We start from the raw sequence: 21181 nt of genomic DNA, 5'->3' as shown, positions 1-21181 counted from the left end.
CACAGGCTGTTGCTTGGCAGCAGGCACTCTACGGTAGGAAAAGATGGTCACGAAAAAATCAAAAGGACTCGGTCGCGGTCTGGAAGCCTTGCTCGGCGGTTCAACCGATATCACGGAAGCGGTGCCAACGATTGTCGGCGCGCCATCGGTACTGGCAGTGACCGTCATGCAGGCCGGTAAGTACCAGCCGCGGACCAGGATGGACGAAGGCGCGTTGGCTGAGCTGGCGGCATCGATCAAGGAGCAGGGCTTGCTGCAGCCGATCCTGGTGCGGCCGATTGCCTTGCACAATGGTGCACAGCACTACGAAATCATTGCCGGCGAGCGGCGCTTCCGCGCGGCCCAGCTGGCTGGGCTGATCGAGGTGCCGGTATTGGTCAAGGATGTCGACGACCAGACCACCGCCGCCATGGCGCTGATCGAAAACATGCAGCGTGAGGATCTGAATCCGCTGGAAGAAGCGCAAGGTATCCATCGCCTGATTACCGATTTCAGTTTCACCCACGAGCAGGCGGCAGTGTCGGTAGGGCGCTCGCGCAGCGCAGTATCCAATTTGTTGCGCCTGCTGAACCTGGCCAAGCCGGTGCAGACCATGCTGATGGCCGGCGATATCGACATGGGCCATGCGCGCGCGCTGCTGGCCGTCGATGCCGCGACCCAGATTACGCTGGCCAACCAGGTAGTGGCCAAGCGCATGTCGGTGCGCGATACCGAAAAACTGGTGGTGCGTACCACCACCGAGGCGGAAGCGGCCGACCGTCCAGCCAAGAACAAGGAAAAATCGCGCGACATCGCGCGGCTGGAAGAAGAGTTGTCGGATCTGCTGGCAACTCAAGTAACAATCAAAACGGCGGCAAAGAATCGCGGCCAGCTGATCATCGACTTTTCCGATCTGGATACCTTGGATGGTCTGATCACACGCCTCAAGGGTGTAGAGTAAGTTACAAAGATAGCTGCGAAAGGAAGTTGCGGCCGCGAGAGCGGATGAGTTTCGGGAATTTTCCGGATTCACGAATTTGGTGCACCGTAGCAAATTCCCGGCTTCGGTAAATGTCCGGATTGATCGCGGAAATTTCGCTGGCCGCAGCAACCAGATTGATTGTCGTCTGTTGTATAAGCTTATGATTAGGCAGCAAAAGTTTGACGAAAGTCTCGGCCAGCCTTTATAATCCTCGGGCTTCTAAATCAGCCGTAGACTGATCGTTGCGTGATAACTGCGCTGCATCACCACACTGCAACCGCGTTCTGTTAAGCGAGTCGTTTTCGCACATTATTGGGTCAGTATGCTGCGCATCGTGCTTATGCAATTTGTTACTACGGCCGTGCTGGCATGTATAGCAGGTTTACTAGCCGGCGTACCCGGATTCTGTTCCGCGCTTTTAGGTGGTGTGTGCTGCGCGGTTCCCAATGGACTGTTTGCCCTCCGTCTTTACATCAGCGCGCGCAAACCAGGTGGCGCCAACCCGATGTCTTTTTTCATCGGCGAGTTTGTCAAAATTGCTACAACGATTGCGCTGATTGGCGCGGTCGTATGGTTGTATCACGATTTGAATTGGCCGGCGTTTATCGTCAGCTTCATCGTGGTACTTAAAAGTTACATAATCTTACTTTTTAGACATCGATCATGACCGTAGCTCCAAGCGAAGCACTAACCCCCTCAGAATACATCGTCCATCACCTTGGACATTTTGCAACTGGCCATCAAAGCAAGATAGTCGATTTTTCGATTATCAATATCGACACGATTTTCTGGTCGGTATTTGCCGGTGTGGTTGGCTGCCTGCTGATGTACATCGCGGCGCGTAAAGCGACTGCCGGCGTACCAGGCCGTTTCCAGGCTTTCGTCGAAATGGTGGTCGAGATGGTTGACGACCAGGCCAAGGGCATCGTCCACGGCGACCGCAGCTTCATCGCTCCGCTGGCGCTGACCGTGTTCATCTGGGTCGCCCTGATGAACTCGCTGGACTTCCTGCCGGTCGATCTGTTTTCCTCCTTCTTCAAGCTGGTCGGTCTCGATAGCGTCATTTCGCATCACCGCGTAGTTCCTACCGCCGACCTGAACGGCACCATGGGCATCGCCTTGGGCGTATTGGTTCTGATGCTGTACTACAGCTTCAAGATCAAGGGTTTCGGCGGCTTCCTGCACGAGCTGGTTGCGGCGCCTTTCGGTATCTGGCTGGCTCCTGCCAACCTCTTGTTGAACATCATTGAATTTGCTGCCAAGACCGTATCGCTGGCGATGCGACTGTTCGGCAACATGTATGCCGGTGAACTGTTGTTCCTGTTGATCGCGCTGCTGGGCTCTACCGCTACTGCATTTGGTTTCATCGGCCACGTAGTTGCCGGTTCGATCTGGGCGATCTTCCATATCCTGATCGTGTTGTTGCAAGCGTTTATTTTCATGATGTTGACTCTGGTGTATATCGGCCAGGCGCATGAGGCTCACTAAGAGCGGCATTAATTAGTACTGGTTTTGAATTTGTAGTTTTGGCTTTAAATCTGTTTTTTGTATTAATTTTTGTATTCACTTAACTTTGAAGGAATTGTCATGACTGATCTGTCTTTTGTTGCTTTGGCTTGTGGTTTGATCATCGGTTTGGGCGCTATTGGTGCTTGTATCGGTATCGCAATCATGGGCGGTAAGTACCTCGAAGCATCGGCACGTCAACCAGAACTGATGAACACCCTGCAAACCAAGATGTTCCTGTTGGCTGGTCTGATCGACGCTGCGTTCCTGATCGGTGTTGGTATCGCTATGTTGTTCGCTTTCGCAAATCCGTTCATCGCTAAGTAATTTAATCGAGCGTAACCGAATCGGCTGAAGCTATTTCAGCCCACGTTATTCTGAGAAGGAAATTACCGTGAACTTAAATGCAACATTGTTTGCGCAGTTCGTGGTCTTCTTTATCCTCGCGTTGTTCACGATGAAATTCGTGTGGCCGCCGTTGATAAAAGCGCTCGATGAGCGCGCCAAGAAGATCGCGGACGGCCTGGCAGCCGCTGACCGCGGCAAGGCAGATCTGGCAGCCGCTGAAAAGCGTGCTTCGGCAGAACTGGCGACCGCACGCGACGAAGGTCAAAAGCGTATTGGCGAAGCTGAAAAGCGCGGCCAGCTGATCGTTGACGAAGCCAAGAAAACGGCTTCCGAAGAAGCTGCTCGTATCATCGCCAACGCCAAAGCCGAAGCGGAACAGCAAATGACCAAAGCTCGCGAAGCTCTGCGCGGTGAAGTTGCGACCCTTGCGGTCAAAGGCGCCGAACAGATCCTCAAGCGTGAAGTCAATCTGTCGGCACATGCCGATTTGCTGAACCAACTGAAAACAGAGCTGTAATCATGGCTGAACTTGCAACGATTGCTCGTCCTTATGCAGAAGCGCTGTTCCGCGTAGCCAAGTCGCAAGACCTGGCTGCCTGGGCTGGCTTGGTTGCCGAGATGGGCCAGATAGCGGTCCATCCCGATGTCAAGGCGCTGGCGCAAAATCCCGCTGTATCGCATCAGCAATTGGGTGATACGTTCCTGGCACTGTTGAAATCGCCGCAAGCGGCCCACGCCGAAGTGAAGAACTTCGTCGCGACGCTGGTTGATAACGGTCGTCTGACAGCATTGCCGGAAATCGCCGAGCAATTTCAAGTGCTGAAGAACGCACAAGAAGGCGCAGCAGATGCAGAAATCACCAGCGCTTTCGAAATGACCGAAGCGCAAGTGAAGGATTTGATCGCCACGCTGGAAAAGAAATTCGGCCGTAAGCTGAACCCATCGGTAACAGTGGATAACTCGCTGATCGGCGGTGTACGCGTAGTAGTCGGCGACGAAGTGCTCGACACCTCGGTACGTGCCAAGCTGCAGGAATTGCACGCTGCCTTGGCTGCCTGAGCCCCTGCGTATTTGCGTAATGAGCAACGAGAAAAATTTTAGGAGTTTATATGCAACTCAACGCGTCTGAAATCAGCGAACTGATCAAGAGCCGGATTCAAGGCCTTGGCGATACCGCTGAAATTCGCAATCAAGGCACGGTTATTTCCGTGTCCGACGGTATCTGCCGTATCCATGGTCTGTCTGACGTGATGCAAGGTGAGATGCTGGAATTCCCAGGCAACACATTCGGCCTCGCGCTGAATCTCGAGCGCGACTCTGTCGGCGCCGTTATTCTGGGTGACTTCGAACACATTTCCGAAGGCGATACAGTTAAATGTACCGGCCGTATCCTGGAAGTGCCTATCGGTCCGGAACTGCGCGGCCGTGTAGTGAACGCGCTGGGCCAGCCGATCGACGGCAAGGGTCCGGTCGACACCAAGCTGACAGCGCCGATTGAAAAAATCGCGCCAGGCGTTATTGCCCGTCAATCCGTTTCGCAGCCAATGCAAACCGGTATCAAGTCGATCGACTCGATGGTACCAATCGGCCGCGGTCAACGCGAACTGATCATCGGTGACCGCCAAACTGGTAAGACCGCTGTTGCGATCGATGCGATCATCAATCAAAAGGGCCAGGACGTGACATGTATCTATGTCGCTATCGGTCAAAAAGCATCGTCGATCAAGAACATCGTGCGCTCGCTGGAAGCACATGGCGCCTTGGAATACACCATTGTTGTTACTGCGTCGGCTTCCGAGTCGGCTGCGATGCAATACCTGTCGGCCTACTCCGGCTGCGCAATGGGCGAATATTTCCGTGACCGTGGTCAAGATGCACTGATCGTGTATGACGATCTGTCCAAGCAAGCTGTTGCATACCGTCAGGTATCGCTGTTGCTGCGCCGTCCACCAGGCCGTGAAGCTTATCCTGGCGACGTGTTCTACCTCCACAGCCGTTTGCTGGAACGCGCAGCACGCGTGAACGAAAAGTATGTCGAAGATTTCACCAAGGGTGAAGTCAAGGGCAAGACCGGTTCGTTGACTGCATTGCCTATCATCGAAACCCAGGCTGGCGACGTTTCCGCTTTCGTTCCGACCAACGTGATTTCGATTACCGACGGTCAGATCTTCCTGGAAACTTCGTTGTTCAACGCTGGTATCCGTCCTGCGATCAACGCCGGTATTTCGGTGTCGCGCGTTGGTGGCGCTGCTCAGACCAAGGTTATCAAAAACCTGTCCGGTGGTATCCGTACCGACTTGGCGCAGTATCGTGAATTGGCTGCGTTTGCGCAGTTTGCTTCCGACCTCGACGAAGCGACCCGCAAGCAACTGGACCGCGGTGCACGCGTTACTGAGCTGTTGAAGCAAGCGCAATACTCGCCATTGTCGATCTCGCTGATGGCTGTGACTTTGTTCGCAGTCAACAAGGGCTTCCTGGACAGCATCGACGTCAAGCAAGTACTGCCGTTCGAAAGCGCTCTGCACAGCTTCATGAAGACTAGCCACGCGCCTTTGCTGCAAAAGATCGAAGAAACCAAGCAACTCGATAAAGATGGCGAAGCTGCATTGTCCGCTGCCGTTGCTGATTTCAAAAAATCGTTCGTGGCTTAATTTAACTGGAGCACGGAATGGCTACAGGTAAAGAGATACGCAGCAAGATCAAGAGCGTAGAAAATACGAAGAAGATCACCAAGGCGATGGAAATGGTCGCCGCATCCAAAATGCGCAAGGCGCAGGACCGGATGCGTGCGGCCCGTCCCTACAGTGACAAGATTCGTAATATCGCTTCTAACTTGTCGCAAGCCAATCCAGAGTACACGCACCCGTTCATGGTGAAGCAGGACAACTCCAAGAACGTTGGTTTCATCGTCGTCACCACAGACAAAGGTCTGTGCGGCGGCATGAACACCAACTCCTTGCGTTTGCTGACCGCGAAACTGCGTGAGCTGGAAGGACAAGGCAACAAGGTTCAGGCAGTAGCGATCGGCAACAAGGGTCTGGGTTTCCTCAACCGGATCGGCGCCAAGGTCGTTGCACATGCCGTGCAACTGGGCGATACGCCGCATCTGGACAAGCTGATCGGGCCAGTCAAGGTGCTGCTCGATGCTTACCAGGAAGGTCGCCTGGACGCGGTTTATCTGGTGTACACCAAGTTCATCAATACGATGAGGCAAGAGCCGATGCTGCAGCAATTGCTGCCGCTGTCGAGCGATCGTCTTGAGGCTGACACTAAGGCTGAGGATGCAGGTTCGCATGCATGGGACTACATTTACGAGCCGGATGTGCAAAGCGTCATCGATGAATTGCTGGTGCGTTACGTGGAAGCGCTGATTTATCAGGCTGTCGCTGAAAACATGGCGTCCGAGCAATCGGCGCGGATGGTGGCGATGAAGTCGGCTAGCGACAACGCGGGTAACGTGATCGGCGAACTGAAACTGGTCTACAACAAGACGCGTCAAGCTGCGATCACGAAGGAATTGTCCGAGATCGTTGCCGGTGCGGCTGCGGTTTAACAACAATTGCCGGACAGAGTTTAAGAGTCGCCGAAGCGTGACAAATTACTCTGTCCCCAACTGACTAAAACAGAATTGTCTAGCGCGCACTGCGCTTAACAGGTAGTTTTTTATATTATTGAAGGAACGAAAATGGCTGATGGCAAAATCGTTCAGTGTATCGGCGCTGTGGTGGACGTTGAGTTCCCACGTGACGCGATGCCTAAGATTTACGATGCCTTGAAGATGGATGGCTCGGAACTGACGCTGGAAGTACAACAACAGCTGGGCGACGGCGTAGTCCGTACCATTGCGCTGGGTACATCCGACGGTTTGCGCCGCGGCATGACAATCAAGAACACAGGTCAGCCAATCATGGTGCCTACCGGTAAAGCAACACTGGGCCGCATCATGGACGTGCTGGGTAACCCGATCGACGAATGCGGTCCGGTGAGCCACGCAACGACGGCTTCGATCCACCGCAAAGCTCCTGCGTACGACGAACTGTCGCCATCGCAAGAATTGCTGGAAACCGGCATCAAGGTTATTGACCTGGTTTGCCCGTTCGCCAAGGGCGGTAAAGTTGGTCTGTTCGGTGGCGCGGGTGTGGGCAAGACCGTGAACATGATGGAACTGATCAACAACATCGCCAAGGCACACAGCGGCTTGTCCGTGTTTGCCGGTGTTGGTGAGCGTACTCGTGAAGGTAACGACTTCTATCACGAAATGGCTGACGCTAAAGTGGTTGATCTGGAAAATCCGGAAAACTCCAAAGTGGCGATGGTCTACGGTCAGATGAATGAACCGCCAGGTAACCGTCTGCGCGTTGCGCTGACCGGCCTGACGATCGCTGAAGGCTTCCGTGATGAAGGTAAAGACGTGTTGTTCTTCGTCGATAACATCTACCGTTACACACTGGCCGGTACTGAAGTTTCCGCGCTGCTGGGCCGTATGCCTTCCGCCGTGGGTTACCAGCCAACGCTGGCTTCGGAAATGGGCCAACTGCAAGAACGTATTACATCGACAAAAACCGGTTCGATCACATCGATCCAGGCCGTCTACGTTCCTGCGGATGACTTGACCGACCCGTCGCCTGCTACCACCTTTGCTCACTTGGACTCCACCGTTGTGTTGTCGCGTGATATCGCTTCGCTGGGTATCTATCCTGCGGTTGATCCGCTGGATTCGACTTCGCGTCAGCTGGATCCGCAAGTGGTTGGTCAAGAGCACTACGAAACTGCCCGCGCTGTGCAAGGTACTTTGCAGCGCTACAAGGAATTGCGCGACATTATCGCGATTCTGGGTATGGACGAACTGGCTCCTGAAGACAAGTTGCTGGTTGCGCGTGCACGTAAGATGCAGCGTTTCCTGTCGCAGCCTTTCCACGTTGCTGAAGTGTTTACCGGTTCGCCAGGTAAATACGTTTCGCTGAAGGACACGATCAAGGGCTTCAAGATGATCGCCAGCGGCGAACTCGATCACCTGCCGGAACAAGCGTTCTACATGGTCGGCACGATCGAAGAAGCAATCGAAAAGGCCAAGAAGATCGGCTAATCGGTGAGCATCGGGGCTGCCGCAGTTGAGTGGCTCCGACGCTTTCCGTTAGTGACTTCATGGACAACAAAGGGTTTAAGATGGCAAACACTATTCTCGTAGACGTTGTTTCCGCGGAAGAGATGATCTTCTCCGGCGAAGCCGAATTCGTCGCGTTGCCGGGTGAGTCGGGTGAGTTGGGGATTTATCCTCGTCACACGCCGCTGATCACGCGCATCAAGCCGGGTGCCGTACGCATCAAGGTGCCAGGCCAGGCAAACGACGAGTTCGTGTTCGTTGCCGGCGGTTTGCTGGAAGTGCAGCCGCACCACGTTACCGTGCTGGCCGACACCGCGATCCGCGGCGCCGACCTGGACGAAGCGAAGGCAAGCGAAGCCAAGCGCCGAGCTGAAGAAGCGTTGAGCAACAAGGAATCCGTGATCGATTACGCAAAAGCACAGTCCGAGTTGTCGGCAGCGATTGCGCAGTTGGCGGCGATTGCAAAGTTGCGTCAAAAAGGACGCTGATCCGGTAGTTCGATATGTCGGATTGCATCAAGAAAAAGCAGCTTCGGCTGCTTTTTTGTTGCCCGTAAATTTCTCTGTTGATTGATCTGAGGCGGGTGTCACAACGCATGGCCAATAAAACCTGGCCACCCTACATGCTCTGTTATTTACTCAAATAGGACGGGCACTTGTGGCCGCATCGATGCAGCGGTTGGCGATAACGATGGTGTCGCCAATTCCGCGCCGGTGGGGCAGGGTGGGAAAGGATTCCGCAATCCAGCAATAAATCATGTTCTCGCGGTAAGATCATAAACAGTTTCCCGGAATCGTCGGGAATTCCATTTATGCAGACAGCCGGATCATTTCCATCTCCATGCCAAACACTTCCGCCCCCGTTCCTAATCCTGCCAACCCGGTGATTGCCATCGTTGGCCTGTCTACCAAACCGGATCGTCCAAGCTTCGGCGTGGCCCGCTACATGCAGGAACGCGGCTACCGAATTATTCCGGTCAACCCAATGCATGTAGGCGCTCACATCCTCGGAGAGCCTTGCTATGCCAATTTGTTCGAGGCTGCGAAAGCATTGGCGGCGGATGGCCAGAAGATCGACATTGTCGATTGTTTTCGCAAGGCCGAGGACATTCCTCCGATCGTCGGCGAGGCGATCATGATCGATGCGCGCTGTGTCTGGATGCAGCTCGGCATCGTCAACGAAGCGGCGGCGGCGAAGGCGCGCGCCAACGGCATACTGGTGGTGATGGATCGCTGCCTGAAAATTGAGCATGCGCTGGGAAATCTGCACGGCATTTTGTAAGTGGCAAGCTGTTCCCAAATACCTGTAAGTTCGATACGGATCGACCGGAGAAAGCAATGAAAGCAACCAAGCAATTTCGTGCGGGCAAACAAACCAAGATCAAGGATGCCGATGCCGATGAGAAGCCGCTTTCCAGTGGCGACAAGGCTAAGGATAAAGAACTGGTAGCGGAGTTGGCGGCGCAGATTGCAGTCCAGCAGGAAATGCTCTACGCCGGCCAGAAACATAAAATACTCGTGGTCTTGCAGGGTATCGATACCAGCGGCAAGGACGGCACCGTCAAGGGCGTGTTCAACCTGGTTAATCCGCAGGGCATCCAGATCGCCAATTTCAAGGCGCCGAGCACCATTGAGCGCGCCCATGACTACTTGTGGCGGATTCATCAGCAGGTGCCGCAGTTGGGCGAGATCGTGGTGTTCAACCGCAGCCACTATGAAGATGTGCTTGTCACGCGTGTGCATGACTGGATCGATGAGGCCGAATGCGAACGCCGCTACGCGCAGATCCGCGATTTCGAAAAGATGCTGGCGGAAACCGGCACCACCATCATCAAATGCCTGCTGCATATTTCCAAGGATGAGCAGCGCAGCCGTTTGCAGGAACGCATCGACGATCCTGCCAAGCACTGGAAATTCGACATGCAGGATCTGGAGGAGCGCAAGTTCTGGGACAAGTACCAGGAGCTGTTTGGCAAGGCGATCAATGCCACCGATGCCGATCATGCGCCGTGGTATGTAATTCCGGCCAACTCCAAGCCGCACCGCAACCTGGCGATTGCCAGTATCCTGCTGGAGACCTTGCAAGACCTGAAGCTGACGCCGCCAGATCCCAAGCCCGAATTAAAAGGTTTGAAGATAGAATAAATTCAGAGAAGAGGACTACTATATTTGCCTGCCGTTTGGCAAAATAGAAGTGCTGTCGAACAATAACAGGCTCTAAGGAGACACGAAGTGCGCCGCTGGTTGCCGGAATTGATCGCATTACCACTATTGCCATGGTTGATTGTGCAAGGCCGTCGCGCGCGCCGCGTTACGCCGCGCCTGCCGGAAGCCATGGGGCCGACCATCGGCCAGGCGCGCATTGTTGCCGATCCCGGCGAGGCGCCGCAGCGGCCGCTGGCCCTGCTGACCATTGGCGAATCGCCGGTGGCCGGGGTAGGTGTCGCCACCCATTACGAGGCGATCACCGGCCAGTTTGCCGCCGCCCTGGCAGCGCGCCTGCAGCGCACGATTACCTGGCAGGCGGTCGGCCAGAACGGCGCGACGATCAGCATGGCGGTCAAGAGCATGCTGCCGCAGGTGGCTTCGCAAAAAGTCGACATCGTGCTGATTGCATTCGGCGTCAACGATACCACTTCGTTCCGCTCCTGCCGCCGCTACCGCGCCGAGCTGTTGCAGTTGATGCGCGATTTGCAGGCGCACGTGTCGCCGCGCCTGATGGTGATTTCCGGAATTCCACCGATCCACGCCTTCCCGGCGCTGCCCGAACCGCTGCGCTACGTGCTCGGCATGAAAGCCAAGGCGCTGGATGAAACGGTCGAGCATCTGCTTGCCAACCTGCCTGCCGACCTGAGGAGTGTACGGGTGACGCGGGTGCCGATGCTGATTGACATCAATGATCGCGACTTGATGGCTTCCGACGGCTACCATCCATCGGCCAGCGGCGTTGCGCTGTGGGCGCGCCAGTTGGCGACTGCGGTCGCTGCGCATTTGAAATCGATCAAGAAGAGCAAGGCCGCGCAGAATGCGGCCAGCAAGCAGGGTTAGCGATTATTTCAGCCACTGGTTGAATACCCGGTCGTACTCGCCGGTAGCCTTCAACTGGTGCATCCAGGTATCGACAAATTCCTTGAACGGCGCATCGCCGCGCGGCAGCATGAACGCCTTTTCCGAGAACTGCAGCGGCTGATCCGGGTGGATCGAACAGAGTTGCGGATGCAGTTTCGCCTGCCACATGGTTTCGCTGGCATCGGTCACCATGACATCTGCCTTGCCTTGCACGATCTGCTCGAAGATGGTGACGTTGTCCGGATGCAGGATCAGTTGCGCCTGCTTGTAGTTGGCGCGCGCAAAGCGCTCGTTGGTTCCACCCGGATTGACGATGGCGCGCGTGCTTGGCTGATCGATTGCCGCCAGCGACTGGAATTTGCCGACATCGGCGCAGCGCGCAATGGCGGCCTTGCCATCCACCATGTGCGGCGCCGAAAACGATACTTTCTTCTGGCGCTCAAGCGTCACCGATACCCCGCCCATCGCGATATCGCATTTCTCCAGGAAGTCATTGGTCAGATTGGTCCAACTGGTCTTGACGAAGCGCGCTTCGACGCCGAGCGCCTTGGCCAGTGAATGCGCCAGGTCGACATCAATGCCTTCGAAACTGTTATCGGCTTTCAGGAAGGTGAACGGTTTGTAGTCGCCGGTCATGCAGACGCGCAGGGTGCCTGACTTGATGACCTCATCCAGCCGCGTTGGTGTGGTTTGGGCCGATACCGAGGTGGCTGCTGCGCTGAGCGTTAAAACGAGCGTAAAAATAAACTTCTTCATGAAATTCCCCTGGCTAAATTTAGAGATGTTTTTTGATGCTTATGCAATCGTGTTTGCCGCTTACTTCCAGTGCGTTTTGATGATCGCCGCCAGCTTGTCGAAAGCTGGCCCGATTTGTTCGCTCGGCACGCAGGCGTAACCCAGCAGCAAACCGTTGCGCGCGGTATCGCTGTTCATGAAATAGCGCGACAGCGGCCGCGCCACGATGCCGACTTCGCGCGCTGCGCGGCTGACTGCGATGTCGTCGCATTGCGGCGGCAGGCCGAGCGCCAGGTGCAGGCCGGCTTCGCCGCCGGTGAGCGTGATGCCATCGCCGAAATGGCGCTCGATGGCGGCTTGCAGCAGTTGCAGGCGCTCGGCGTACAACACGCGCATGCGCCGGATATGCGAAGCGAAATGGCCTTCAGTCATGAAGTCGGCCATGATCGCCTGGAGGAATACCTGGCTGCCGCGATACAGCTCGGAGACGCCGATCGCAAACGCATTCGCCAGTGACTCCGGCACCACCAGGAAGCCGATCCGCAGGCTGGGAAACATGGTTTTGCTGAAGGTGCCCATGTACAGCACGCGGTCGTTGGTATCCATGCCTTGCAGCGATGCCAGCGGCCGACTGCCGTAGCGGAATTCGCTGTCGTAGTCATCCTCGATGATCCACACCTTGCGGGTTGCCGCGTATTCGAGCAGCATGCGTCGCCGCGACAGGCTCATCACCATGCCGAGCGGATATTGGTGCGACGGCGTGGCGCAGATGAAGCGCGGCGGCTGGCGCAGGTTGGCGAGCCGCATGCGCATGCCTTCAGCGTCGACCGGGATCGCCACCGGCTTGATGCCAAGCGAGTTGAGCACGCTGCGCGTGCCCCAGTAACACGGATCTTCAACCCAGGCACTGTCGCCGTGTTCGCCAAGCAGTTTGACCACGATGTCCAGCGATTGATGGATGCCGGTGGTGATGATGACCTGGCTGGCGTTGCAGTTGACGGAGCGCGCCATGCGCAGGTATTCGGCGATCGCTTCGCGCAGCGGCAGGTAGCCGCCGGCCTCACCGTAGGTCAGCAGTTCGGCGCGCGAACGCCGCCAATGTTTGTTTTGCAGGCGGCTCCATATTTTGTTGGGAAACAGCGTCACGTCCGGTACGCCTGGCATGAAGGCGCCCCATTGCAGATCGCTGACGCCGGCCTGCTGGATCAGTTGCGCGCCGTGCGCCGACAATTCCGACTGGCCGCTGGGATCGGTCAGCGGCAGCGTGTTGAGGCGCGCCTCGGGAATCTGATCGGGTGTGGTGTCGGCGATGAAGGTGCCGGAGCCGGCCCGGGTTTCCAGATACCCTTCGGCTATCAACTGCTCGTAGGCGTAGGTCACCGTGTTGCGGGAGATGCCCAATTCGCCGGCCAGGTCGCGCGATGATGGCAGTTGCAGGCCGGACGGCAGCAGTTGCGACAGGATGGCTTCGCGGATGGCCTGGTAGATCTGCCGGTTGAGGGGCGCCGTTGCGCTGCCGTTGCCCGCAGTTGTCTTGGCGCCGCCGCGTGGTTTTGCAATGCGGCCGTCGGCACCGCGCTCGATGCGCATCAGCAGGAAATCGGTGAGCGAGGCGATGCGCAAAGTGGCTCCATTAAAAAACTGAAAGTGGCACTATATTATAGATCCACGACGGCCTTAGTATGAGTCAAAGCTTATGCACATACAAAAAACGCATATCTCATCTAGGAGCCATTATGAAGAACGACGGATACCACGCGGCAGCAGCCACCGCTGCCTCAAACACAACAAAATCTGCCACCAATGCTGAACTGCACCAACGCAAGAATGCCGCGACCCCGCGCGGCGTCGGCGTGATGTGCGATTTCTATGCTTCGCATGCGCTGAATTCAGAAATCTGGGATGTCGAAGGCCGTCGCTTCATCGACTTCGCTGCCGGTATCGCCGTGTTGAACACCGGCCATCGCCATCCAAAGCTGGTGGCGGCAATCCAGGAACAACTCGGTAAATTCACCCACACCGCCTACCAGATCGTGCCGTACGCCAGCTATGTCGAATTGGCTGAGCGCATCAATGCGATCACGCCGGGCGATCATGCCAAAAAAACCACGTTCTTCTCGACCGGCGCTGAAGCTGTCGAAAACGCTGTCAAGATCGCCCGGGCCGCCACCGGCCGCAGCGCGGTCATCGCGTTTTCCGGCGCGTTCCATGGCCGCACCATGATGGGCATGGCGCTGACTGGCAAAGTGGTGCCGTACAAGGTCGGTTTCGGCCCGTTCCCGGCCGAGGTCTATCACGTGCCGTTCCCGGTTGAGTTGCACGGCGTCAGCATCGACAATTCGCTGGGGGCGCTGCAAAGCCTGTTCAAGGCCGACGTCGATCCGAAGCGCGTCGCCGCCATCATCCTGGAACCGGTGCAAGGCGAGGGCGGTTTCTATGCTGCGCCGCCGGCCTTCATGCAAGCCTTGCGCAAACTGTGCGACGAGCACGGCATCCTGTTGGTGGTCGACGAAGTGCAAACCGGCTTTGCCCGTACCGGCAAGCTGTTCGCGGTTGAACACTCGGGTGTGATTCCTGATTTGATGACAATGGCCAAGAGCCTGGCCGGCGGCATGCCGCTGTCGGCTGTCTGCGGCCGCGCTGAAATCATGGATGCGGCGGCGCCGGGCGGCCTCGGCGGCACCTACGCCGGCAATCCGCTGGCAGTCGCATCGGCGCTGGCAGTGCTGGACGTGATCGAAGAAGAAAAGCTGGTCGAGCGCGCCAACCTGCTCGGCGGCAAACTCAAGCAGGTGCTGGAAGACTTGCGTGCCGATGTGCCGCAGATCGCCGATATCCGTGGCCTGGGGGCGATGGTGGCGGTGGAATTCACGCAGCCGGGCAGCAAGCAGCCGGATGCCGATTTCACCAAGAAAGTACAGGCTGAAGCGCTCAAAAACGGCTTGCTGTTGCTGAGCTGCGGGGTCTACAGTAACGCCATCCGCTTCCTGTTCCCGCTGACTATCGAAGATGCGTTGATGGATGAAGCGCTGGCGATCCTGAGCAAGGCGATGCGGACTGTCGCTGCTGCCTGAAAGCCGGTTGCAGGACGAATTGTATAAATAATAATATGAGATCACCAGCAGGTGATCCCCGAGGTGGCCAACGCAGCTTTCATTGCGTATGCATGTGATGAAAGCTGCAGTGTCGTTGGCATGATGAGGTTCTGGCAAAATTTGTCCCGGCCGCATGCGGCTGGTCCGGATGTTGCTGCAGGCTCTACATATTTGGCAGGAGAACAAGTTGAAGCAAGAAAATATCGCCCCCCATCTGGCGTCAGCCGTAAAGTCGGCTGTAAGCCCGGTCGACACCGGCAAAGGCACGGCGGATATCCTGGTGCAGTTTTCCGGGGTCAAGAAAACCTACGACGGTGAGAATCTGGTCGTCAAGAACCTCAACCTGGATATCCAGCGCGGCGAGTTCCTGACCTTGCTGGGACCGTCCGGCTCCGGCAAGACCACCTGCCTGATGATGCTGGCTGGATTCGAATTCCCGACTGGCGGCGAGATTCGCCTCGATGGTCAGTTGCTCAACAAAGTGCCGCCGCACAAGCGCAACATCGGTATGGTGTTCCAGAACTACGCGCTGTTTCCGCACATGACGGTCGCGCAGAATGTCGCCTATCCGTTGCGGGTACGTAATATCAACGGCAGCGAGCGCGCCGAGAAGGTCAAGAAGGCGCTCGACATGGTCCAGATGGGCAAGTTCGGCGACCGCTATCCGGCGCAATTGTCCGGCGGTCAGCAGCAGCGGATCGCGCTGGCGCGGGCATTGGTGTTCGATCCCAAGCTGGTGTTGATGGATGAGCCGTTGGGCGCGCTGGACAAGCAACTGCGCGAGCACATGCAGCTCGAATTGAAAGCCTTGCACAAGCGCCTCGGCGTCACTTTCGTCTACGTTACGCACGATCAAAGCGAAGCGCTGACGATGTCGGATCGCGTCGCTGTTTTCGACCAGGGCATCATCCAGCAACTGGCAGTCGTTGATCGCCTTTACGAATATCCGGAAAACCAGTTCGTGGCTGGCTTCATCGGCGACAACAACCGCATCAATGGCTTGCTTACAGCAACCGACGGCGGCAATGCCACGCTGCGTTTGCCACATGGCGCTTTGCTGAGCGGCGTCAACGCCAACCTGGCGGAAGTCAATCAACAAGTAGTGGCATGCATCCGGCCCGAGCGCATTCATTTGCTGCCGCTCGACAGCAACGCACCGAACGCCTTGTGCGTCAGCGTCACCAGCCTGATTTATTTTGGCGACCACGTGCGCGTGCGTTGCGCGATTCCGCAACAGGACGATTGTTTCGTCAAGCTGTCCTTGAACGATCCGGCGCTGGCCGGTTTGTCCGAAGGTAGCCAGGTGGCACTGGACATAGATCCAAAGCACCTACGTCTTTTTATCTAAGAAGAGGGCCGCCAAGACCTGCTGCGCGACTCGGTTTCAGGCCTGCGATGCTCGCTGTACCTCCGTACAGCTGCGCTTCTCGACCAGACATTGAGCCAAGTCAGCGTAGCTGAGGTCATGGTTTTGAACCCCCGATACGTCATTTCGAGTGCTGTTGATTTTCTGTGTTTTTCATCTTTGGGAGATGTGATGAATTCTGTTTTCAAACCTGTATTGAGCGGTATCGTATTGTCGCTTGCGTTGGTTGGCATGGCTCAGGCTGCTGCGCTGACTGTGGTTAATTTTGGCGGCGCTAATGGCGCGGCTCAGAAGGTGGCTTATATCGATCCGTATGCCAAGGCTAGCGGCGACAAGATCACGGTGGTGGAATTCAACGGTGAACTGGCCAAGGTCAAGGCCATGGTTGAAGCCAAGAAGGTCAGCTGGGATGTGGTGGAAGTGGACGCCGGCGATATCGGCCGTGCTTGCGAAGAGGGCTTGCTGGAAAAAATCGATTTCAGCAAGATCGGCAACAAGGCTGATTTCAGCCCTGCCGCGGTTCATGAGTGCGGTGTCGGCGCTTTCGTCTGGTCGACCGTGCTGGCCTACGATGCCGACAAGCTGAAAGTCGCGCCGAAGACCTGGGCTGATTTCTGGGATACCAAGAAATTCCCCGGCAAGCGCGCGATGAAGAAGGGCGCTCAATACACGCTGGAATTCGCACTGATGGCCGATGGCGTAGCGCCGAAGGATATCTACAAGGTGCTGGGCACCAAGGCCGGCGTCGACCGCGCATTCAAGAAGCTGGATGAACTGAAGCCGAACATCCAGTGGTGGGAGGCCGGCGCGCAACCGCCGCAATTCCTGGTGGCTGGCGATGTCGTGATGTCGACCGCATTCAATGGCCGCATCGACGCCGCGCAACGGGAAGGCAAGAACCTCAAGGTGAGCTGGGTCGGCAGTATCTACACGCTCGATTTCTGGGTAATTCCAAAGGGTTCGCCGAACAAGGCTGACGCCGAGAAATTCATCGCCTTCGCCAGCAAGCCTGAATCGCAAAAAGCCTACGCCAGCAATATTTCTTATGGCCCTGTGAACAACCAGGCGCTCAAGCTGCTGGATCCAAAAGTGTTGGCCAACTTGCCGACATCGCCGACCAACGCCAAAGATGCGCTGCAACTGAGTTTGTCGTTCTGGACCGATCACGGCGAAGAACTGGAGCAACGCTTCACTGCTTGGGCTGCCAAGTAATAGACAGGTAGTACCGCAGGCCGGCTTTGGGATTGCGTCCCGCCGGCTTGCGGCAGTTTCTTGCGACTCACAATTTTGGTAACTCCCGGATCACTATGACTTCCATTGCATCTGCCGCCGGCATCAGTCCTGCGATGACGGCGCCGCCCGCAGCGCCGCAGAATTCGCAACTTAAGCGCGAGTTACGCCAGGCGCAATTCCGTAAACGCGCCGCCGCGCTGGCCCTGATTGCGCCGCTGGCGATTTTCCTGTTGCTGACTTTTCTGGTACCGATCGCGATGCTGCTCAAGCGCGCCGTGGAAAACCCGGAAATCGCCGCCACCTTGCCGCACACCGTCGCCGCACTGTCCGATTGGGACCGCAAGAGCAGTCCACCTGATGCCGCGTTTGTCGGCCTGGCGACCGATCTGCTGCAAGCCAGGGAAGACAGTTCCGCCGGTTCACTGGCGCGCCGCCTGAACTCTGAAATCTCCGGCGCCCGTTCGATCATCATGAAAACCGCGCGCGCACTGCCGCTGCTGGATGCCGATGGAAAGCCGCTGCCGGCCGCGCAGGTGAAACAAGCATTGATCGATATCGATGACCAGTGGGGCCAACTGCCGTACTGGCAAGTGATCGCCAAAAACGGCGCGCCGTATTCCCCATACTATCTGCTGGCCGCGCTCGATCTGAAACAGGACGCGTTCGGACACATTGAAAAAGCCGATCCTGATGCGTCGGTATATCAAAAGATTTTTGGCCGCACATTCTGGATGGGCCTGGTCGCTACCCTGGCTTGCCTGGTGATCGGCTATCCGCTGGCGTACTGGCTGTCGACCATGTCGGAACGGCGCGCCAACCTGTTCATGATCCTGGTGCTGATTCCTTTCTGGACCTCGATCCTGGTACGGGTCGCGGCGTGGATCGTGTTGCTGCAATCCGAAGGGCTGGTCAACAAGGCGCTGATGGCGACCGGGTTGACGCAGGCGCCGCTGGAGCTGCTATTCAATCGCATCGGCGTCTATATCGCGATGACGCATATCCTGCTGCCGTTCATGATCCTGCCGCTGTATAGCGTGATGAAATCGATTCCGCCAACCTATCTGCGCGCCGCAGTTTCGCTCGGCAGCCATCCGTTCGCCGCGTTCTGGCGGGTGTACGTGCCGCAGACCTATCCGGGCATCGGCGCCGGCGCTTTGCTGGTGTTCATTTTGGCGGTCGGTTATTACATCACGCCGGCGTTGCTGGGCGGACCGAACGAACAGATGGTCAGTTATTACATCGCCTATTTCACCAATGTCACCATCAACTGGGGCATGGCTTGCGCGCTCGGCGCCTTGCTGTTTGCGGCGACACTGGTGCTGTACGGCGTGTATCGCCGCTTTACCAAAAACGATGTAGCGATGGGATAAGAAAATGAAACTGTTTCCGCAATTTCCTCCCTATGTTTCGTTGATCGAACGCGTCTGGTTCTTTGCCTCGCGCGGCTTCAATTTGCTGGTGCTGGTGTTCCTGCTGTTGCCGATCCTGGTCATCATTCCGCTGTCGTTCAGCGACAGCACCTTCCTGGTGTATCCGATCCAGGGCTTCTCGTTGCGCTGGTACCAGAACCTGGTGCAATCGGAAGAGTGGGTCAGCGCCGCCAAGAACAGTTTCATCGTGGCGCCGTTGGCAACTGTGCTGGCAACCGTCCTCGGGACGCTGGCGGCGGTCGGCTTGAACAAGGCCGATTTCCGCGGCAAGGGTTTGCTGATGGCGGTGCTGATCTCGCCGATGGTGGTGCCGGTGGTGGTGGTCGGCGTCGGCGTCTATCTGTTCTTCGCGCAGATCGGCTTGTCCGACAGTTATACCGGCCTGATCCTGGCGCACGCTGCGCTTGGCGCGCCGTTCGTGGTGACCACCGTGCTGGCGACGCTGCAGGGCTTCAATCAGAATCTGGTGCGGGCCAGCCTCAGCCTCGGCGCCAATCCGCTCTCGACTTTTTTTCGGATCACCTTGCCGGTGATTGCGCCGGGTTTGATTTCCGGCGCGTTATTTGCCTTCGCCACCTCGTTTGACGATGTGGTGGTAACCTTGTTTGTTGCCGGTCCCGGCCAAGCCACGTTGCCACGCCAGATGTTTACCGGCATCAAGGAAAACATCAGCCCGACCATCGCCGCGCTGGCCACCATCCTGATCGTCTTCTCCACCTGCCTGCTGTTGGCGCTGGAATGGATACGCGGCCGCAACAAGGCGCTCGCCAAGATCTAGGCTGAATCGACCAGCTACCGTTTTCGCCGCGCATATCGCATCTCGCCGTATGCGCGGCATCAATGCCCCTACAGGAGTTATCCATGATCCAATTAAAAGATCCTTCATTGTTCCGCCAGCAAGCCTATGTCAACGGCGAGTGGTGCAACGCCGACAGCGGCAAGACCCACGCGGTGACCAATCCCGCCACAGGCGAAACCATCGGCAGCGTGCCGTTGATGGGCGCGGCTGAAACCAAGCGCGCGATTTCCGCCGCCAATGACGCCTGGCGTCAATGGCGCCGCAAGACCGCCAAGGAACGCAGCATCATCCTGCGCAAATGGAACGACCTGATACTGGCCAATGTCGATGACCTGGGATTGATCATGACGGTCGAGCAAGGCAAGCCGCTGGCCGAAGCCAAGGGCGAGGTCGCCTATGCAGCGTCATTCATCGAATGGTTTGCGGAAGAGGGCAAGCGTGCCGGCGGCGATACCATTCCGTCGCCGTCGCCGAGCTCGCGCATCGTCGTGATCAAGGAATCGATCGGTGTCTGCGCCGCGATCACGCCGTGGAATTTCCCTGCTGCGATGATCACCCGCAAAGCCGGTCCGGCGCTCGCCGCCGGCTGCAGCATGGTGCTCAAGCCGGCCGAATCGACGCCGTTCTCGGCGCTGGCGCTGGCGGTGCTGGCAGAGCGTGCCGGCATTCCGGCCGGCGTGTTCAGCGTAGTGACCGGTTCGGCGCGTGAAATCGGCGCGGAAATGACCAGCAATCCGATCGTGCGCAAGCTGACCTTCACCGGCTCGACCGGCGTCGGTCGATTGCTGATGGAGCAGTGCGCTCCGACGATCAAGAAATTGTCGCTGGAACTGGGCGGCAACGCGCCGTTCATCGTATTCGACGACGCCGATCTGGATGCCGCCGTGGAAGGCGCGATGGCCTCCAAATATCGCAACGCCGGACAGACTTGCGTGTGCGCGAACCGTCTGTATGTACAGGACAGCGTCTACGATGCTTTCGCCGCAAAACTGGTGGCCGCGGTGGCCAAGCTCAAGGTCGGCAACGGCCAGCAGGAAGGCGTCACACAAGGCCCGCTGATCGACGATAAAGCCGTCGCCAAGGTCGAACAGCACATCGCCGATGCCGTCTCAAAAGGTGCGCGCATCCTTGCCGGCGGCAAGCGCCATGCGCTCGGACACAGCTTCTTCGAGCCGACCGTGCTGGCCGACGTCACATCCGACATGCTGGTAGCCCGTGAGGAAACCTTCGGCCCGATGGCGCCGCTGTTCCGCTTCAAGACCGACGACGAAGCGATCGCACTGGCCAACGACACCGAATTCGGCCTCGCCAGCTATTTCTACTCGCGCGATATCGGCCGCATCTGGCGCGTCGCAGAAGGCCTGGAAAGCGGCATGGTCGGCATCAACACCGGCCTGATTTCGAACGAAGTCGCACCGTTCGGCGGCGTCAAGCAATCGGGCCTGGGTCGCGAAGGGTCGAAGTATGGAATCGAGGATTACCAGGTCATCAAATACCTGTGCATGGGCGGCATCTGAGATAAGGCTGATTCCGCCG

21 protein-coding genes are annotated in these 21181 nt (G+C 57.2%); 19 read left to right on the top strand and 2 right to left on the bottom strand.

Annotated elements, in window-relative coordinates; all coding sequences use genetic code 11:
* Positions 1-43 precede the first annotated feature (43 nt).
* From ACIPF8_RS09685 to ACIPF8_RS09625, 13 genes are all read left to right on the top strand, one after another.
* The gene (locus ACIPF8_RS09685; RefSeq protein WP_400420139.1) at positions 44-940 is read left to right on the top strand and encodes a ParB/RepB/Spo0J family partition protein; all 897 of its coding nucleotides are present in this window, start codon (positions 44-46) and stop codon (positions 938-940) included.
* A 343-nt stretch (positions 941-1283) separates the two neighbouring features.
* Complete coding sequence (locus ACIPF8_RS09680) at positions 1284-1628, top strand: ATP synthase subunit I (RefSeq protein ID WP_082798019.1); 345 nt, start codon at positions 1284-1286, stop codon at positions 1626-1628.
* The gene (gene atpB, locus ACIPF8_RS09675) at positions 1625-2449 is read left to right on the top strand and encodes a F0F1 ATP synthase subunit A (RefSeq protein ID WP_400420136.1); all 825 of its coding nucleotides are present in this window, start codon (positions 1625-1627) and stop codon (positions 2447-2449) included. Before ACIPF8_RS09680 ends, atpB begins: the two co-directional genes overlap by 4 nt.
* A gap of 99 nt (positions 2450-2548) precedes the next feature.
* A complete protein-coding gene (gene atpE, locus ACIPF8_RS09670; protein ID WP_011872763.1) occupies positions 2549-2794 on the top strand; it encodes a F0F1 ATP synthase subunit C in 246 nt (81 codons plus the stop codon).
* A gap of 67 nt (positions 2795-2861) precedes the next feature.
* Positions 2862-3332 (top strand): F0F1 ATP synthase subunit B, encoded by a 471-nt coding sequence (locus tag ACIPF8_RS09665; protein WP_061535037.1) that lies wholly within the window; start codon positions 2862-2864, stop codon positions 3330-3332.
* A gap of 2 nt (positions 3333-3334) precedes the next feature.
* Positions 3335-3874 carry a F0F1 ATP synthase subunit delta gene (locus tag ACIPF8_RS09660; protein WP_400420133.1) on the top strand — a complete coding sequence of 180 codons (540 nt, stop codon included), beginning with the start codon at positions 3335-3337 and terminating at the stop codon, positions 3872-3874.
* Positions 3875-3924: 50 nt separating this feature from the next.
* Positions 3925-5466: a F0F1 ATP synthase subunit alpha gene (atpA, locus tag ACIPF8_RS09655; protein WP_400420130.1), complete on the top strand. Its 1542-nt coding sequence runs from the start codon at positions 3925-3927 to the stop codon at positions 5464-5466.
* Positions 5467-5483: 17 nt separating this feature from the next.
* Positions 5484-6368, top strand: coding sequence for a F0F1 ATP synthase subunit gamma (gene atpG, locus ACIPF8_RS09650; protein WP_400420127.1), 885 nt, complete (start codon positions 5484-5486; stop codon positions 6366-6368).
* Positions 6369-6500: 132 nt separating this feature from the next.
* A complete protein-coding gene (atpD, locus tag ACIPF8_RS09645; protein ID WP_400420124.1) occupies positions 6501-7901 on the top strand; it encodes a F0F1 ATP synthase subunit beta in 1401 nt (466 codons plus the stop codon).
* A gap of 80 nt (positions 7902-7981) precedes the next feature.
* On the top strand, positions 7982-8407 hold the full coding sequence (locus ACIPF8_RS09640) for a F0F1 ATP synthase subunit epsilon (RefSeq protein WP_400420121.1): 426 nt from the start codon (positions 7982-7984) through the stop codon (positions 8405-8407).
* Positions 8408-8759: 352 nt separating this feature from the next.
* The gene (locus ACIPF8_RS09635) at positions 8760-9200 is read left to right on the top strand and encodes a CoA-binding protein (protein ID WP_400420118.1); all 441 of its coding nucleotides are present in this window, start codon (positions 8760-8762) and stop codon (positions 9198-9200) included.
* Between the two features lie 56 nt (positions 9201-9256).
* Positions 9257-10063 (top strand): polyphosphate kinase 2 family protein, encoded by an 807-nt coding sequence (locus ACIPF8_RS09630; protein ID WP_400420115.1) that lies wholly within the window; start codon positions 9257-9259, stop codon positions 10061-10063.
* 87 nt (positions 10064-10150) lie between these two features.
* Positions 10151-10966, top strand: coding sequence for an SGNH/GDSL hydrolase family protein (locus ACIPF8_RS09625; protein ID WP_400420112.1), 816 nt, complete (start codon positions 10151-10153; stop codon positions 10964-10966).
* A 3-nt stretch (positions 10967-10969) separates the two neighbouring features.
* Here ACIPF8_RS09625 and ACIPF8_RS09620 read toward each other — a convergent pair whose 3' ends face one another.
* Together ACIPF8_RS09620 and ACIPF8_RS09615 are read right to left on the bottom strand one after the other, a co-directional pair.
* Entirely contained in the window at positions 10970-11743 is a 774-nt protein-coding gene (locus ACIPF8_RS09620) for a transporter substrate-binding domain-containing protein (RefSeq protein WP_400420109.1), read from the bottom strand.
* A 60-nt stretch (positions 11744-11803) separates the two neighbouring features.
* The gene (locus ACIPF8_RS09615; RefSeq protein ID WP_400420106.1) at positions 11804-13345 is read right to left on the bottom strand and encodes a PLP-dependent aminotransferase family protein; all 1542 of its coding nucleotides are present in this window, start codon (positions 13343-13345) and stop codon (positions 11804-11806) included.
* Positions 13346-13458: 113 nt separating this feature from the next.
* Between ACIPF8_RS09615 and gabT the strand changes: the two genes are divergently transcribed.
* The 6 genes from gabT (at position 13459) to gabD (ending at position 21162) form a co-directional block, all read left to right on the top strand.
* Positions 13459-14796, top strand: a complete 1338-nt coding sequence (gene gabT / locus ACIPF8_RS09610) for a 4-aminobutyrate--2-oxoglutarate transaminase (protein ID WP_400420103.1) — start codon at positions 13459-13461, stop codon at positions 14794-14796.
* 208 nt (positions 14797-15004) lie between these two features.
* A complete protein-coding gene (locus ACIPF8_RS09605; protein ID WP_400420100.1) occupies positions 15005-16165 on the top strand; it encodes an ABC transporter ATP-binding protein in 1161 nt (386 codons plus the stop codon).
* 189 nt (positions 16166-16354) lie between these two features.
* Complete coding sequence (locus ACIPF8_RS09600; protein ID WP_400420098.1) at positions 16355-17395, top strand: ABC transporter substrate-binding protein; 1041 nt, start codon at positions 16355-16357, stop codon at positions 17393-17395.
* A gap of 134 nt (positions 17396-17529) precedes the next feature.
* Entirely contained in the window at positions 17530-18786 is a 1257-nt protein-coding gene (locus ACIPF8_RS09595) for an ABC transporter permease (protein ID WP_400420544.1), read from the top strand.
* A 4-nt stretch (positions 18787-18790) separates the two neighbouring features.
* Positions 18791-19624, top strand: coding sequence for an ABC transporter permease (locus ACIPF8_RS09590; RefSeq protein ID WP_400420095.1), 834 nt, complete (start codon positions 18791-18793; stop codon positions 19622-19624).
* A gap of 83 nt (positions 19625-19707) precedes the next feature.
* A complete protein-coding gene (gabD, locus tag ACIPF8_RS09585; RefSeq protein WP_400420092.1) occupies positions 19708-21162 on the top strand; it encodes an NADP-dependent succinate-semialdehyde dehydrogenase in 1455 nt (484 codons plus the stop codon).
* The last annotated feature ends 19 nt before the right edge of the window (positions 21163-21181 follow it).

The sequence above is a fragment of the Collimonas sp. NPDC087041 genome (assembly GCF_044745265.1).
Classification (GTDB): domain Bacteria; phylum Pseudomonadota; class Gammaproteobacteria; order Burkholderiales; family Burkholderiaceae_D; genus Collimonas.
The sequence above is the reverse complement of the archived record's forward strand: the minus strand, read 5'-3'. Positions and strand labels throughout refer to the sequence as shown.